The organism is Tardiphaga sp. GW821-FHT12E02, from assembly GCF_058807155.1.
In genome coordinates this window covers 5,348,037-5,363,547 of the sequence record NZ_JBXAQK010000001.1, presented here as the reverse complement: position 1 = coordinate 5,363,547, position 15,511 = coordinate 5,348,037, and the positions used below count along the sequence as shown (strand labels likewise).

At 61.8% G+C, this 15,511-nt stretch carries 16 protein-coding genes and 1 tRNA gene; 8 read left to right on the top strand and 9 right to left on the bottom strand.

Annotated elements, in window-relative coordinates:
- Positions 1-54: 54 nt before the first annotated feature.
- Both AC1RQ5_RS25210 and AC1RQ5_RS25205 read right to left on the bottom strand, forming a co-directional pair.
- Positions 55-528, bottom strand: a complete 474-nt coding sequence (locus AC1RQ5_RS25210) for an NUDIX hydrolase (protein ID WP_493202621.1) — start codon at positions 526-528, stop codon at positions 55-57.
- Entirely contained in the window at positions 482-997 is a 516-nt protein-coding gene (locus AC1RQ5_RS25205; RefSeq protein ID WP_398479847.1) for a hypothetical protein, read from the bottom strand. Before AC1RQ5_RS25205 ends, AC1RQ5_RS25210 begins: the two co-directional genes overlap by 47 nt.
- Before the next feature lie 61 nt (positions 998-1,058).
- On the opposite strand from AC1RQ5_RS25205, the gene AC1RQ5_RS25200 reads away from it, so the two are divergent.
- The gene (locus AC1RQ5_RS25200; protein WP_493202618.1) at positions 1,059-1,817 is read left to right on the top strand and encodes an SOS response-associated peptidase; all 759 of its coding nucleotides are present in this window, start codon (positions 1,059-1,061) and stop codon (positions 1,815-1,817) included.
- Positions 1,818-1,956: 139 nt separating this feature from the next.
- Here AC1RQ5_RS25200 and AC1RQ5_RS25195 read toward each other — a convergent pair whose 3' ends face one another.
- From AC1RQ5_RS25195 to AC1RQ5_RS25185, 3 genes are read right to left on the bottom strand one after another with little or no spacing between them, the layout of a single operon-like run.
- Positions 1,957-2,385, bottom strand: coding sequence for a GNAT family acetyltransferase (locus tag AC1RQ5_RS25195; protein ID WP_398479851.1), 429 nt, complete (start codon positions 2,383-2,385; stop codon positions 1,957-1,959).
- Complete coding sequence (locus AC1RQ5_RS25190) at positions 2,382-3,839, bottom strand: FAD-binding oxidoreductase (protein ID WP_493202616.1); 1,458 nt, start codon at positions 3,837-3,839, stop codon at positions 2,382-2,384. Before AC1RQ5_RS25190 ends, AC1RQ5_RS25195 begins: the two co-directional genes overlap by 4 nt.
- A 37-nt stretch (positions 3,840-3,876) precedes the next feature.
- Positions 3,877-4,854 carry an L-threonylcarbamoyladenylate synthase gene (locus AC1RQ5_RS25185; protein ID WP_493202614.1) on the bottom strand — a complete coding sequence of 326 codons (978 nt, stop codon included), beginning with the start codon at positions 4,852-4,854 and terminating at the stop codon, positions 3,877-3,879.
- 85 nt (positions 4,855-4,939) lie between these two features.
- On the opposite strand from AC1RQ5_RS25185, the gene AC1RQ5_RS25180 reads away from it, so the two are divergent.
- The 3 genes from AC1RQ5_RS25180 (at position 4,940) to AC1RQ5_RS25170 (ending at position 6,389) form a co-directional block, all read left to right on the top strand.
- Positions 4,940-5,016, top strand: a tRNA-Pro gene (locus AC1RQ5_RS25180).
- 355 nt (positions 5,017-5,371) lie between these two features.
- Positions 5,372-5,776: a hypothetical protein gene (locus tag AC1RQ5_RS25175; RefSeq protein WP_493202612.1), complete on the top strand. Its 405-nt coding sequence runs from the start codon at positions 5,372-5,374 to the stop codon at positions 5,774-5,776.
- A 235-nt stretch (positions 5,777-6,011) separates the two neighbouring features.
- On the top strand, positions 6,012-6,389 hold the full coding sequence (locus tag AC1RQ5_RS25170; RefSeq protein WP_493202611.1) for a lysozyme inhibitor LprI family protein: 378 nt from the start codon (positions 6,012-6,014) through the stop codon (positions 6,387-6,389).
- A gap of 310 nt (positions 6,390-6,699) precedes the next feature.
- On the opposite strand, the gene AC1RQ5_RS25165 is transcribed toward AC1RQ5_RS25170, so the two are convergent.
- From AC1RQ5_RS25165 to AC1RQ5_RS25150, 4 genes are all read right to left on the bottom strand, one after another.
- Positions 6,700-6,828 (bottom strand): hypothetical protein, encoded by a 129-nt coding sequence (locus tag AC1RQ5_RS25165; protein ID WP_398479859.1) that lies wholly within the window; start codon positions 6,826-6,828, stop codon positions 6,700-6,702.
- 120 nt (positions 6,829-6,948) lie between these two features.
- A complete protein-coding gene (locus AC1RQ5_RS25160) occupies positions 6,949-7,296 on the bottom strand; it encodes a 5-carboxymethyl-2-hydroxymuconate Delta-isomerase (RefSeq protein WP_398479861.1) in 348 nt (115 codons plus the stop codon).
- An 18-nt stretch (positions 7,297-7,314) separates the two neighbouring features.
- The gene (locus tag AC1RQ5_RS25155; protein ID WP_493202609.1) at positions 7,315-8,100 is read right to left on the bottom strand and encodes an IclR family transcriptional regulator domain-containing protein; all 786 of its coding nucleotides are present in this window, start codon (positions 8,098-8,100) and stop codon (positions 7,315-7,317) included.
- Between the two features lie 15 nt (positions 8,101-8,115).
- On the bottom strand, positions 8,116-9,336 hold the full coding sequence (locus AC1RQ5_RS25150) for an NAD(P)/FAD-dependent oxidoreductase (protein WP_493202608.1): 1,221 nt from the start codon (positions 9,334-9,336) through the stop codon (positions 8,116-8,118).
- Between the two features lie 242 nt (positions 9,337-9,578).
- On the opposite strand from AC1RQ5_RS25150, the gene AC1RQ5_RS25145 reads away from it, so the two are divergent.
- From AC1RQ5_RS25145 to AC1RQ5_RS25130, 4 genes are all read left to right on the top strand, one after another.
- Positions 9,579-11,279, top strand: a complete 1,701-nt coding sequence (locus AC1RQ5_RS25145) for an amidohydrolase (RefSeq protein ID WP_493202606.1) — start codon at positions 9,579-9,581, stop codon at positions 11,277-11,279.
- A gap of 36 nt (positions 11,280-11,315) precedes the next feature.
- On the top strand, positions 11,316-12,683 hold the full coding sequence (locus AC1RQ5_RS25140) for an aromatic ring-hydroxylating dioxygenase subunit alpha (protein WP_398479869.1): 1,368 nt from the start codon (positions 11,316-11,318) through the stop codon (positions 12,681-12,683).
- Positions 12,684-12,710: 27 nt separating this feature from the next.
- Entirely contained in the window at positions 12,711-14,147 is a 1,437-nt protein-coding gene (locus AC1RQ5_RS25135; RefSeq protein WP_493202604.1) for a glutamine synthetase family protein, read from the top strand.
- Positions 14,148-14,261: 114 nt separating this feature from the next.
- Positions 14,262-15,440 (top strand): ABC transporter substrate-binding protein, encoded by a 1,179-nt coding sequence (locus AC1RQ5_RS25130; protein WP_493202602.1) that lies wholly within the window; start codon positions 14,262-14,264, stop codon positions 15,438-15,440.
- Positions 15,441-15,511: the final 71 nt, after the last annotated feature.

The following is a 15,511-nucleotide window of genomic DNA, read 5'->3' as shown; positions in this document are numbered from 1 at the left end:
ATGCCCGCTGGAGGAGGCCGAAGCAAGGCGAAGCCGCAGAGGTGGTAAAGCCTGTCAGCCCCCGGCGAGATCCTGCGCCATGGCGAGGATCGCGGCCAGGCCGTCGGTGGTCTTGTATTGGCCGAGATCCGCGGGATCGACCCACGCAAAATCGTCCAGCTCGTCATTCAGTTCGGGCTCGCCTTCCACCCAGCGGGCGGCAAAGGACATGACGAGGTAATGCCCGCCGACGCCGTTTTGAGGCAGGATCTCGCGAAAGCCCGACAGGCCGATGAGGTCGATCACGAGGTTGGTTTCCTCCATCACCTCCCGCGCCAGCGCTTCGGCCAGCGATTCTCCGAATTCGACCCGGCCGCCGGGCAGGGAATACAGGCCTTTGCCGGGCGCGCGGGCGCGGCGGACCAGCAGAACTTTGCCGTCGCGAAAAATCGCGGCACTGGTGGCGAGCTGCGGATGGGTGGGCTGGGACACGGGAACGGCCTTACTGCGCCATGATGCTATCGACGTCAGATTGCTCGTCGCGGCCATTGATGATGCCGCCGGCGGTTCCGATCATCGGCTTGACCCAGCCGGCCGCCTGTTCGGCCAGTTTGGCGCGCGTGGCATCCTGCTGCACGGTGCGCATGGCGTCGCCGACCGTGGACAGGATCTGCGTCATCTTCGCGACCAGCGCATCGAATTCGCTGCGGATAGCGGGGCGGGCGGCTTCATAGGCGGCGATGGCGAGATCGCGGCCCTTGAAATTCGACTTGATGAAGTGTTCGGCATAGCTGAGCGGCTGCCATTCCAGGAATAGCTCATAGCAATCCGGCATGTCCGGAATCAGCTCGAGCAGCATGATCGCTTCGTTGAAGTGATTCAGGTAATCGGTGGCGAGGCCGGTGCGTGGATTGATATTGGCGGCAGCCAGCACCTCAGCGGATGCCGGCAGGCCCGTGCTGGCGCTCTCCCAATCGAGGCGATCGTCTTGGGCGGGTTGCAGGGCCGTCATGCTCATAGTCGCCACTGTTGGCGTTTCGGGTTAAAACGACCTGAAGAGTCGAGGTATTGCGATCTGAATGTGTGGACGGTTCGTCATTACATCGGCGCCGGAAGCGTTTCGACAGGTATTTGGCTATCTTGAACAGCCGAATTTCCCGGCGCGCTATAATATTGCCCCAACCCAACCTGTGCCTGTCGTCATCCACGACAACGGCGCCCGCCATTTTCGATTGATGCGCTGGGGCTTCGTCCCATCCTGGGTGAAGGACCCGCGCAAGTTTACGCTGCTGATTAATGCACGTTCCGAAACCGTGCAAGAAAAGCCAGCGTTCAAACACGCAATTCGGCGCCGGCGCTGCCTGATTCCGGCCGATGGCTACTATGAATGGCAAAGCATCGGTGGACGCAAACAGCCGTATTTTATCTATCCGCGCGCGGGCGGCCCGATCGGCTTTGCGGGCCTCGCCGAAACCTGGATGGGGCCGAATGGCGAGGAGATGGACAGCGTCGCCATCATCACGGCGGAAGCGTCCACCGGCATGTCGGTATTGCATCATCGCGTGCCGGTGACGATCGCGGCGGACCACTTTGACCAATGGCTGGATTGCCGCAGCGACCGCGCCGACGAGGTGATGGAGTTTCTGGTGCCGCCGGCGGACGGCGCCTTTGCATGGCATCCGGTGTCACCGGTTGTGGGCCGGGTTGCGGTGGACGAGCCGCAATTGATTTTGCCGATCTCGGACGACGAGATGCGCGAAGCGGAGCAGCCAGAGCGGAAGAAGGTTCGCAAGGCCGTGGCGCCGCCGGAGGATGACGGGCAGGGATCGTTGTTCTGAGCGGGCTTTTGCCTGTTCCGGCCCTCATCCTGAGGAGCCGCATAGCGGCGTCGCGAGGGATGGCCACACGGCTCTGAGCCAGGCCAACTCATGTTCGAGACGGCGCTACGCGCCTCCTCACCATGAGGGGCGGAGCGGGTTAAGGCGTCATCGGCCGTCCATCGAGCCACTTCGCATAGAGCACGCGATCCTGCTCGACATAGTCCAGCTTCTCGTAAAACTTCTGCACCTGCGTATTGTCGGAGCGCACCAGCAGCATCAGCTTCTCGATGCCGCGCGTGCGCAGCCAATCTTCGGCCGCCGCCATGATGCCGCGGCCGAGATCCTTGCCCTGATGATCGGGATCGACGGCGACGTAATAGACCCAGCCACGATGGCCGTCATGGCCGACCAGCACCGAGGCGACGATGCTGTCGCCGTCGCGGCCGATCAGAATGTCGGAATTCTCGTCGCGACGCGCGAGCGCGATATCGGCACCGCTGTCGTTCCACGGCCGCGCGAGATTGCAGCGCTGCCAGAGATCGATGACGACAGGGACATCCGCATCTGTAATCGGTGTGATGTTCATGGCTGCACCGGCAGCAGCACCTTGCCGGGATTGAGGATGTTCAGGGGATCGAGCATCGCCTTGAAGCTGCGCATCAGTTCCATGGCGACGGGATCTTTTACCGCCGGCAAGTCAGCAGCCTTAAGCTGGCCGATGCCGTGTTCGGCCGAGATCGAGCCACCCATGCGCAGCACGACTTCGAACACGACGTCGCTGACATCGTGCCAGCGCGCGAGGAATGCTTCGCGCCCGTTCTTGTCGCCCAGCGTCTCCGCGGGTTGACTGACATTGTAGTGGATATTGCCGTCGCCGAGATGGCCGAATGGTACCACGCGTGCACCCGGCAGGACCTTCACCACGGCCGCGCTGGCTTCGGCGATGAAAGCCGGCACGGCAGCGACCGGCACCGAGATATCATGCTTGATGGAGCCACCCTCAGGCTTCTGCGCCGGCGAGATTTCCTCGCGCAGTTTCCAGAAGGCCTGGCGCTGGGTCATGTTCTCGGCGATGGCGGCGTCATCGACGATCCCCTCTTCGAAGCCACGTTCCAGAATGGACTCCAGCGTGGCGCGTGCATCGTCGCGGCCGGACGACAGCTCCATCAGCACGTACCAGTCATGCTTGCTGGTGAGCGGATCACGGATGCCGATGCCATGGCGGACACTGAAATCCACCGCGATATGCGCGATCAGCTCGAAGCTGGTGAGATTGCCACCCGCGGCACTGCGCGAGATATCGAGCAGCTTGAGCGCATCGGCCGGCGATTTGAGGCCGACGAAAGCCGTCTCCACCGCGCGCGGCTTCGGAAATAGTTTGAGCGTTGCCGCAGTGATGATGCCGAGTGTGCCTTCAGCGCCTATAAAGATGTTGCGCAGGTCGTAGCCGGTATTGTCCTTTTTCAGCTTGGACAGGCCGTTGAGGATGCGGCCATCGGCGAGCACGACTTCGAGCCCGAGCGCCATTTCGCGGGCGACGCCATAGGCCAGTGCGGTCGTGCCGCCCGCATTGCTGGAAAGGTTGCCGCCGATGGTGCAGCTGCCCTCGGAGCCGAGCGACAGCGGGAACAGGCGGTCTGCATCGGCCGCGCGTTGCTGGGCGATCTGCAGCACGAGGCCGGCTTCGGCGGTCATGGTGTTGGAGGAAGTGTCGAGATCGCGGATCTTGTCCATGCGCTTCAGCGACAGCACGACTTCGCCGCCATAGGGCGTCTGGCCGCCGACAAGGCCGGTATTGCCACCTTGAGGCACAATCGCGGTGCGGGTCTCGGTGGCGAGCTTGCAGATGGCCGCGACTTCGGCGGTCGAGCCCGGTCGCAGCACCAGCGGCGAGGTGCCGGTGAACAGGTTGCGCTCTTCAGTGACATAGGAATGCACGTCGGCGGGATCGGTGAGGGCCTGCTTGTCGCCGACGATAGCGGCGAAGCGGGCAATGATGTCGGGCGAGAGCGGTTGCGGCTTCGGCGGGATGAAGTTCATGGAAAGTCCCTAACGCGTTTCTTGATCTTGAATCCGATTAGACGGCAGCGCGGCGCAGCCGGTCGTTGATGGCTTCGCCGAGGCCGTGAGCCGGCACCGGCATCACGGCGATGCCCGTGGCGCCTGCGCCGTCAAGGGCGCGAAGATAGCCGAAAAGATTGGCGGCGGCTTCCCCGAGATCGCCGTCTTTCGACAGGTTCAGAACGGCCTTTGCGTCCTCGATACCCGGCAGCAAGGACGGACCGAAAGCAAGCAGTGCCTCGCCGGGCTGCACATCGCTCGCCATCAACCTGACCGGCGTGCGTGGCGCGTAGTGCGAGGCCAGCATGCCTGGCGCCAGCGGTTGATGATTGTCAGTTGCGGGATCTTCCGGCGGTCGCGCCAGCGCCATGCCGAGCACGCGCTCGATCGCCTCGCGTGGCAGTCCGCCTGGTCGCAGCAGCAGTGGCTGCTCGAAGCAGGCAACGATCGTGGATTCGACGCCGACGTGCACCGGTCCGCCATCGACGATCATGTCGATACGGCTATCCAGATCGGCCTTCACATGGGCGGCGGTGGTTGGCGACACATGGCCGGAAATATTGGCCGAGGGCGCCACCACAGCGCCCCCAAAGGCCGTCAGCAGCGCCTGTGCGACGGGATGATCCGGCACCCGGATCGCGACTGTATCCAGCCCTGCGGTGGCGAGATCGGAGACTAGGCAGCCCTCAGCCTTGGGCAGCACCAGCGTCAGCGGCCCCGGCCAGAATGCTTCGGCCAGCGCCAGCGCGCGCGAATCGAACCGCGCGATCCGTTTCGCGGCTTCGAGATCGGCCACATGGGCGATCAGCGGATTGAACGACGGCCGGCCCTTGGCCTCATAGATCCCCGCCACGGCCCGCGGATTGGCCGCATCGGCGCCGAGCCCGTAAACCGTCTCGGTCGGAAACGCCACCAGCCCGCCCGCGCGCAGACAGGCAGCTGCCCGCGCGATATCTGTGGCGTCGATGGTCCGGGTGGTGAGGGCGGTTTGCATGGCAGGTTCTTAATAAAAATGTCGCCTGCTTGATACAGGGGTTCTTGCGGTCTGCGAAACCCGTCGCTATACAGCCGGCTCTTGTCGGAGTGTGGCTCAGCCCGGTAGAGCACTGCGTTCGGGACGCAGGGGTCGCAGGTTCGAATCCTGCCACTCCGACCATGAAATCATTGACCTTTTTGGCGTCTTATCCCGATCCGTCGTAAGGTCTCCCCGTAAAACCTCCTAATGTGGATGGCGGCTTTCAGGTCGCAGCCGATTGCGTCGGGTTTTGGGGTCATGAACGCCGTCGCGAGTGGCGCGATCCTGTTCGACGAGCGGCATTTTATGAAATGCCGCTCTGCGGCCAACCGAACACAGCGACATAGATACAGGCGAGGAGAAGCAGCGCTTCTAGCCCGACAGATATCCAAAACCGCATCGGTGAGATGTCCCGATGGACCGTCAGTCCAGCTGTGTCCCTGAATGAGTCTAGAATCCAGTTCACTGCGTCGGGTTCGAAGGGCACGAACCTGCCGTGGCTAAGACCGCGGTGAAGCGTGCGACAAGTGTCGAAGCACAAATAGGCAGCAATGGTGCGGGCGACGATGTCATACAAGAAAAACTGCATGGGGCGGGCTCATCAATCTCTGAAATCGGCCATCAACGTGTTTCTGGTTGTGCTTGCGAGTCCACGCGTGATCGTCGTGTATCTGAGAGCCACGAACACACGGCGGCCGGGACGCCCACGACAAGCCCAACCATCAAGACCGGCCATAGCTCGCCGAATCCTCCCCACATGAAACGCATAACCAACATTGCAGCGAGTGCTGCTGTGGCTGCGGCTTTCAAGAACGCGAGAGGCGGAAAGAGAGCCGGGAAAATGACAAAACGTTTCATGTCACCTTGGTCGATCCTAACGGGGCTTTTGTTCAACTTCTAAGTCGCATGAAGTCAGCGTTGCTGATGGCGCGCAGGCGCGCGCCTTGATCGAGGCCGTCGTCATAGTCCGCGTTCAGGTGAACCAACGCTGAGCCTTCGAAGACCAAGGTTGCGAACGGAGGTCTCCCATGAAGCTGACACTCGCCGCTGTGATGCTCGCTGCAAACCTGTCGCTCGCATCGATGGCTTTCGCACAAGGCCCCGCACCCGCCGACGTTACGGTGATCGATGCCTGCTTGAAGACCGCGGAGAAAACCGGTGGTTTCGGTGGCGCATGCGTCGGACTCGTCGCCGACCCATGCATCAAAGCGGCAGCGGGCGTGAATGGCGACATCGACAATTGGAAGGCCTGCGCGGCGCGCGAACTCGCCATCTGGACGCAGAAAACCGACAAGGCGCTCAAGAAGGTTCAGGCCGGTGGGTTCGCCGACGTGATCAAGGCGGTCAAGGATTCGCAGGAAACTTTCGCCGCGTCGCGAGATCGTTTCTGCGCGGTCTTCGATAAGATCGAGCCCGGCATTTACCGGGGCAGCGCGAGCTACTGCCGCCTGCGCGAGACCGCGAACCGCACGCTGAGCCTGATCAAGCTCGGCGTTGCGGTCAACGAGCACTGAGGACTCTTAATCCCACCCTGCTCGGCTGATGCATTCGTGATCCGAAGGTTTTTGGACACCATTCTGCTCAGGATTGTGGTTGGCTCAGCTCGGCGTCTGCATCGCCATTAACCCCCTGTTAACCACGTCGGCCCAGCCTCTCGCACATGCGGTGGCACCGGAGCCTTCCTGGCCGGTATCCGATAGAGAGGTCGCTCGGCGGACACCGGGCGGCCTCTTGCCAATTTCGGAACCGCTCAGCCCAAGAAAAAGCCCGCCGGATGATCCAGGCGGGCTTTTGCGGGGGATCGTCAGATCACGCGCGGCGGGTTCAATGCCGAAATCCGAGATACAGGCCCATCATCGTCACGGCCGATACCAGTACGAACCCGAACAGGCTCCAGCCGATGATGGTTGCTTCGTCCGGGCCCTTGCGCGCGGTCTTTCCTTGAACGGTCAATCGTCTCTCCCAATCGTTTGCTTGCACCGCATCTGAGGGCGGCGCTTCAAGCAAATGGTAACCATGGGAGGCTGCGTGTCTAGATGGTAATGATGGTGCAGTGCAACGTATCGGATGGCCTCAATCCTTGAGGCGCTTGCGATAGGCGGTCGGATCCATGTCGCGGATATCGACGCTCAGGCTCTTTGTGTGCGGCAGCAGACCCGCCAGGGTTTCGCGCAGCGACTCGCTGATATTGATCTTCTGCGCATAGGTGCGGCCTTCGAGCAGATAGACCGACACATGGCAGAAACCGTCCTTCTGCCGCGCCACCAGATATTCGGAATAGGCCGTCGCGCGGACTTTGATATCAGCAGCTTTCATCGCGCCGGTGTCGGCTGCAGTGTCGTGCACGGCTTCCATCAGTTTGGCGATGTCGAGCAGGCCGCCATGGCCGTCGCTGGAATATTCGATGACGAGATGCGGCATGGTGCGGTCCCTAGTTGATCAGAGCAGCAATGGCTTCACGGTTGCTGCGGCGTCGCGCAACAACGGCAGGAAGCGATCGATCATTTCGCCGGTGGAGACGCGGTCCACATGGGCGCCCATATTGATCGCGGCAACGATGACATCATCATAACGCCGCACCGGCACCGAGATCGAGCGGAAACCCGGCTCGGCTTCGCGGTCCACGAGCGAATAGCCTTTTTCGCGGTCGGTGATAATGGCAGCCTTGAGCGATTCCTTATCGGTCACCGTGAACGGCGTCATCGCGGTCAGCGTCATGTTGTCGAGAACATCCGTCAGGTCGTCATTCGTATATTTGCCGAGCATGGCACGGCCGACCGAGGAGCAATAAGCGGGCAGGCGATAGCCGAGATCGATGCCGGCGGAAAACACCCGCGCCGGGCTCGCCCGTGCGACGAAGATCACGTCATGGCCCTGCAGCACTGCGAGCGAGGAAATCTCCTGCGCATCGCTCGAGATCTGGTCGAGCACCGGCTGCAGGATCGTGACGACCTGGTTCGACGTCATATAGGAGCCGGCCAGCGCCAGCACCTGCGGCGTCAGTGCGAACAGTTTTCCGTCGCTCACCACATAGCCGCGATGTTCAAGCGTGAACAAAATGCGCCGCGCGGTGGCCCGCGGCAGGTCTGCTGCCTTCGCGACATCGCTGAGCGTCATCGGCCGCGACTGCGCGCCGAACAGTTCGAAGACGCGCAAGCCGCGATCAAGACTTTCGATGAAGTCAGTATTGCCGCGCTCGTCGTCGGGGCGCTTGATTTTCGGCATGGCGCCTGTCCCGAGCTATGTGCCCGCTTCAAATTTCTTGAGGTCGAAAGCGAGATCGGCGGCCTGTTCCGGCGTCGGCGACAGTGAGGCAGTGATCAGGCGACGTGCGATCATCTGGTCGCCGGGTTTGTTGATGCTGTCCACGGCGGTGAGCTTCCCATCGCGATAATAGAAGACGGAGAACTTGCCCTCTGTCATATCACCGCGCACGACAGCCGTATCGGTTGGCGCCGAGAGGCCGACGATCTGCAGCTTGGCGTCATACTGATCGGACCAGAAGCGCGGCACGGCATCATAGGCTTCCGGCTTGCCGGCAATCATGGAGCCCACAGCCTTGCCCTGATCGGTGGCGTTCTGCACGGCTTCGAGACGCACGCGGCGGCCGGCAAAACTGTTGTGATGATTGCTGACATCGCCCGCCGCATAGATGTTCGGCGCTGAGGTGCGACCATGCTCATCCACATCGATGCCATTGGCGCAAGCGATGCCGGCCTGCGCAGCCAACTCATCATTCGCGATGCCTCCGATACCGGCGACGATGAGATCGGCGCGCACGCGAAGACCGCTCGATGTGACCACCTCATGCACGGCATCGCTGCCTTCGATAGCGACGACGGACTCATTGAAGCGGATATCGACGCCATGGGATCGATGGATGTCGAGCAGGAATTGCGAGATCAGCGGCGACACCGCGCGCTCCAGCAGCCGCGATTGCGCTTCGATCAGCGTCACTTTCTTGCCGGTCTTGGCAGCGGTGGAGGCGACTTCGAGACCGATGAAACCGCCGCCGACGATGACGACATCATGCGCGGCTTCCAGGCGCGGCTTCAGCGTCAGCGCATCGTCGAGCGTCCGCAGATAGACGATACCGTCACGCTCATGGCCAGGGATCGTCAGGCGCCGCGCGCGCGAGCCGGTGGCGATGACGAGAGACTCAAAGGGCAGGCTGTCGCCGCCTTCCAGTGTGATGCGGCTTGCCGCGCGATCGAGTGCGACGGCACGATGACCCAGCACCATGTCGATGCCCTGGCCCTTGAAGTAGTCGTCGCCGCGAAGGAAGAGGCTGTTGTGGGCGAAGTCGCTGGACAGGAACGCCTTCGAGAGCGGCGGCCGCTGATAGGGCAGGTGGATTTCATCGGCGACAATGCGGATCGGGCCCTGATAGCCTTTTTCGCGTGCGCTGATGCCGGCCTGGACGCCCGCATAAGAGGCGCCGACAATGACAAGGCCGCTCACGCGCGGATTCCGGCGATTGAATTGGCGAACAGGTTCAAGATCTTCAGCATCACAACCTCCTGGCTGGCATCGTATATTGAACAAGTGTTCGCTAGCCGCAAGCCAATGCTTTAAGCGATAGTTGCTGCAGTTGCTCACTCGCACAGCACCTGCTGCTGCAAAATTTCGCTTGCTTGGAATTAGTCTAACGATAATATTCGCACATACGTTCGTCTATTGAACAATTTGGGCGGAGTGGCGAAATGCATTTGGTTGCGACATCCATCCTTGCGGGCGCATTTGCCATTGCTGTCTCGGCCTTGCCGGCCGTGGCACAGCAGTCTGACCCGAACGCTCCCCAGGTCGTCCTGATGGGCGGCAAGATCCTCACCCTCGACGGCCAATCGACCGTTGCGCAAGCGCTGGCCATTCGCGACGGCAAGATCCTCGCGGTCGGCAGCGACGCCGCGATCAAGCTGCTGGCGGGATCGCAGACGCGGGTGATCGACCTCGCCGGGAAATCGGTCGTCCCCGGCCTGATCGACACCCGCGCTCACTTCAAGGCGGCTGGCCTCGGCGACTACGTGGTGAATCTCGGCGGCGCCAAGGACGTGGCCGGCGCGCTTGAGCTGATCAGGGCGTTCGTCGCGAAGAAGCAGCCCGGCGCATGGATCACGACCGGCGGCTGGCATCCGCCGTCGCAGCTTGCGGAAAAGCGCTATTTGACCCGGCAAGAGCTGGACAGCGTTTCTCCGAACAATCCGGTCTATCTGCGGACCGTCGGTCACTTTGCGATGGCCAATTCACTGGCGTTGCAGAAGGCGGGCATCGGCAAGAGCACGCCGGATCCAGCCGGCGGCGCGTTTGAGCGGGACGCCAGCGGCGACATTAATGGCGTGCTGGTCGAGACGGCGATCCCGCTGGTCGAGAATATCGTGCCGCCCTACACCGAAGAAGAAGAGTTGCGGCAGTATCGTCTTGCCGAAGCCGCGCTCAACCGCCTCGGCATCACCAGCGTCGTCGAGGGGGCGACAAGTTCACGCGACACGCAGATCCTGCAGAAGCTCGCTGTAGCGGGGGAGGCCACCGTGCGGGTCGGAACGATGTTTCGACCGGAGCCTCCCGCGGATTCCGCCGGTTGGGATGCCATCATGAGCGGCAACGGCGCCACCTCGGGATTTGGCGACGATTGGCTGAAGCTCGGCGGCATCAAGATCTTCTACGATGGCGGCATGACCCTGAAGACGGCCATGATGCGCGACGCCTATCCGGACTCGCATGACGATTATCATGGTATTGCGCAGGTCACGCCCGAGCGGCTGAAGCAACTGGTGTCGATCGCCAATCTTCGTGGCTGGCGAGTCGGCGTTCATGTCGTCGGCGATCTCGGCGTCGATCAGGTGCTGGATGCGTTCGAAGCCGCCGACAAAGAAAAGTCGATCAAGGATCGCCGTTTCATTCTGATCCATGCCAGCCTGATCCGCCCCGAACAGATGGAGCGAGCGCGCCGCGTCGGCGCGCGGATCGATTTCCAGAATGCCTTCATGTGGGACAAGGCGGCCACGGTGGCGCGTTTTCTCGGCAGGCCAACAGCGGATCGTGCGGTGCCGACGCGCACCCTGATCGAGAAAATGGGACTGGACAATCTCGGTGCCGGCACCGACTTTCCGGTCAATCCACTGAACCCGTTTCTCACGATGTATATCATGGTGACACGGAAGGACCCCACCGGCCAGGTATACGGCGCGTCCGAAGCAATCGGGCGTGAGGAGGCGCTTCGCCTCTATACCAGCGCGGCATCGCGCTACATGTTCGAGGAAACGCGGAAGGGGACGCTGGAGGCTGGCAAGCTTGCTGATCTCGTGGTGCTCTCCGCCGACTTCATGACGGTGCCAGACGACCAGATCAAGGACATCACCGCCGATATGACGATGGTCGGCGGCAAGATTGTATTTCAGCGTTAAGCGGCGCATCGCCAGAGTCACAAAGGAAATCTTGCCATGATGAGCCAAGAGCAAAACGACCTGATCACTCGAATCGGACCCAAGGCGCCCGCCGGCAAGCTGATGCGCATGTACTGGCAGCCCGCCGCGCTCACCGCCGAGTTGGAAGGCGAGCGACCGATCCGCCCGGTGCGTCTCCTGGGCGAAGATTTTGTGCTCTTCCGCGATGAGCAGGGCCGCTACGGCCTGCTGGATCGCGATTGCCCGCATCGTGGCGCCGATCTCGCTTTCGGCCGCCTCGAAGGCGGCGGCGTGCGTTGCGCGTTTCATGGCTGGCTGTTCGACGTCGAAGGCAAGTGCCTGGAGACGCCGGCGGAGCCGAAGAATTCGCGCCTGTGCCAGGGCATCAAGCAACGCGCTTATCCTGTGATGGAGAAAGGCGGCATCCTCTGGACCTATCTCGGCGAAGGCGAGCCGCCGGCCTTCCCGGAAATCGATTGTTTCGCAGCGCCCGAACAATACACCTTCGCCTTCAAGGGCCTGTTCGAATGCAACTGGCTGCAGGCGCTGGAGGTCGGCATCGATCCGGCCCATGCCTCGTTCCTGCATCGCTTCTTCGAGGACGAGGACGTCAAGGCGTCCTATGGCAAGCAGTTCCGTGGCGCCTCGGCCGGCACGGAAGTGCCGATGACCAAGATCCTGCGCGAATATGATCGCCCGATCATCAATGTGGAATCCACCGAATACGGCCTGCGCCTGATCGCGCTGCGCGAGCTGGACGAGGAGCGCACCCATGTGCGCGTCACCAACCAGCTGTTCCCGCATGGTTTTGTCATTCCCATGAGCGCGGAAATGACGATCACCCAGTGGCATGTGCCGGTCGATGACGAGAATTGCTACTGGTATGCAATCTTCACCAGCTACACCAAGCCGGTGGACAAGAAGAAGATGACGGACCAGCGGCTCGAACTCTACGAGCTGCCGAACTACACCTCGCGCAAGAACAAGCGCAACGATTATGGCTTCGATCCGCACGAGCAGAAGCACGAGACCTATACGGGCATGGGTGCGGATATCAACGTGCACGACCAGTGGGCCGTGGAATCCATGGGCAAGATCCAGGATCGCACCCGCGAGCATCTCGGCCAGAGCGACAAGGCCATCATCGCCTATCGCAAGCTGTTGCGCGCCGAGATCGAGAAAGTCGCCGGCGGCCAGAAGCCGTTGCTGTTCCTCGATGCGGACAGCGCGCGGAGTATCCAGGGCCCCGGCACCATGGACGGCATCGGGCCGAGCAAGGGCTGGGAAACCTACTGGATGGAGGTCGATGTTGCCCGTCGCCGCGGCGCGCCATGGATGGCGAAGGTGCCGCTCGATCAGACCGAGCCCGGCTCGAATGTCGTTCATCTGCCGGCGGCAGAGTAAGTTTCCAGAAATTCGCGGGAGAGTGCGTTGAGCTTCGTTGAACGTCACGGTTTGTGGTCCGCAGAGCAGAAGGACGCAGCGAAGCGGCTTCGCGCCATTGTCGAGGAGCAGAAGCTGGAGGTGATCCGGCTCTCGTTCCCCGACCAGCACGGCATCCTGCGCGGCAAGACGCTGATCGCGAGCGAGGCACTGCGCTGCCTCGAAAGCGGCTGCTCCATCACCACGACGATGTTTGCCAAGGATACGTCGCACAAGACGGTGTTTCCGGTGTTCACCGCGGGCGGTGGGTTTGGCATCCCGGAAATGCAGGGCGCCGCTGACGTCCTGATGATCCCTGATCCCTCCACATTCCGCGTGCTGCCATGGGCGCCGGAAACCGGCTGGGTCCTGTGCGACGTGCATTTCGCCGATGGCCGTCCGGTGCCGTTCGCCACGCGCAACCTGTTCAAGAAGGTGCTCGGCGAGCTGGAAACGCGCGGCTACGATTTCATCGCCGGCCTCGAAGTCGAGTTTCATATCTTCCGCGTCGAGAACGAGAGGATGAAGCCGGAGGATGCGGGCCAACCTGGTAATCCGCCGGACGTGAGCCTGCTCTCGCATGGCTACAACTATCTGACCGAGCAGCGCTACGACCAGATGGAGCCGGTGCTGGAAATCATCCGGCGTGATGTGCTGGCGCTCAATCTGCCGCTGCGTTCTGTGGAGGTCGAATACGGCCCGAGCCAGTGCGAATTCACCTTTCAGCCGACGGTCGGCCTGACGCCCGCCGATAGCATGGTACTGTTCCGCAGCGCCGTGAAGCAGATCGCGCATCGCCACGGCTATCACGCCACCTTCATGTGCCGGCCGAAGATTCCCAATGTCGTGTCGTCAGGCTGGCATCTGCATCAATCGATCGTATCGCGCGCCACCGGCGCTAACGCGTTCATGCCGACCGAAGGTACGCAGCCGCTGTCGCCGTTTGGGCAGGGCTATCTCGCCGGCTTGCTGGCGCATGCGCGCGCGGCGACCGTGTTCACCACGCCGACCATCAATGGCTACAAGCGCTACCGCTCCTATTCGCTGGCGCCGGACCGCGCGATCTGGGGCCGCGACAATCGCGGTGCGATGCTCCGTGTCCTGGGCGGCCTGAACGACTCGGCCACGCGCATCGAGAACCGCGTCGGTGAGCCCGCGGCAAATCCGTATCTCTATATGGCGTCGCAGATTCTCTCGGGCCTTGATGGCGTCGATCGCAAGCTCGATCCCGGGCCATCCGCCGATACGCCGTATGAGACCAACGCCGATTTGCTGCCGAAGTCTCTGCGCGAGGCCACCTTCGCGCTGAAGGAAGATCCGTTCTTCCGCGAGAAGATGGGCGCGACCATGGTCGACTATTACACCCACATCAAGAATGCCGAGATCGACCGCTTCCAGGCGGAGGTCTCTGATTGGGAGCAGCGCGAATATTTCGAGATGTTCTGATTCTCGATGTGCCGTGGCGATAGCGCACACCCGCGGTCGCATATCGGAACTCGGCACGTTTATTGAATACAGGTTTGCCGCATAGCTTTTTAACTTCGTAACGGGGACAACGACATGACCAAACGCTCATCATCGATCCTGGCACTGGCCGTTCTCGGCCTGATGACCGGGGCAGCTTCCGCCGACGTCATCAAGGTCGGTGTGATCGGCACCTTCTCCGGTCCCTACGCACTGTTCGGCAAGAATTTCAAAATGGGCATTGATGCCTGGGTTGCGCAGAACGGCAACAAGGTCGGCAATCACACCGTCGAATTCGTCTACAAGGACGAGGAAGGCCCGAACCCTGCCAAGTCGAAAGCGCTTGCGCAGGAATTGCTAGTCAAGGACAAGGTGCAGTATCTCGCCGGCATCTATTTCACGCCGAACGCGATGGCCGTTGCGCCGCTGCTCGAAGAGTCGAAGACGCCGCTCATCGTGATGAACGCCGCGACCTCGGCCATTGTCGAGAAAAGCCCCTATATCGTCCGCACCTCGTTCACCATGTGGCAGAACACCGTGCCGGCCGCGAAGACCGCGATCAAGAACGGATCGAAGAAGGTGGCGATCGCCGTCAGCGACTACGGTCCGGGCATCGATGCCGAAGCCGCATTCAAGAAGACTTTCGAGGCCGATGGCGGCGCGGTGGTCGAAGCGATCCGCATCCCGCTCAACACCACCGATTTCAGCCCGATCATGCAGCGGATCAAGGCGGCCGGTGCCGACACTATCTTCTGCTTCCTGCCGTCCGGCCCGCCGACCTTCGGCTTCTTCAAGGCCTATATCGATAACGGCCTGAAGGCCGCCGGCGTCAAGCTGATGTCGACGGGCGACATCGTCACCGAAATCGATCTGCCGAGCATCGGTGAATCGAGCCTCGGCGTGCTCTCGACCTATCATTATGCGGTGTCGCATCAGTCGCCGGAAAACAAGGCGTTCCTCGAGGCGATGACCAAAGCGGGCGCAGGTCCGGACGATGTGGGTATGACCGGCATTGCCGCCTATGACGGTGCGCGCGTCATCTACAAGATGATCGAGGCCACCAACGGCCAGCGCGATCCGGCCAAGGCGGTGGATGCAGTGAAGGGCATGAAGTGGACAAGCCCCCGCGGTCCGGTGTCGATCGATCCCGACACGCGTCACATTCGTCAGAATGTTTATCTGCGCACCGTCGAGAAAGTCGATGGCAAGCTGATCAACAAGGAGACCGGTGAGGTCTTCGCCGATCAGCCCGACTGGGCGCTGAGCAAGCAGTAAGAAAACCCCGCGTCGTTCTCGTTCGCGTGCGGCATTGGCCGCATGCGAACGGGACACCCGAAATGATTGTC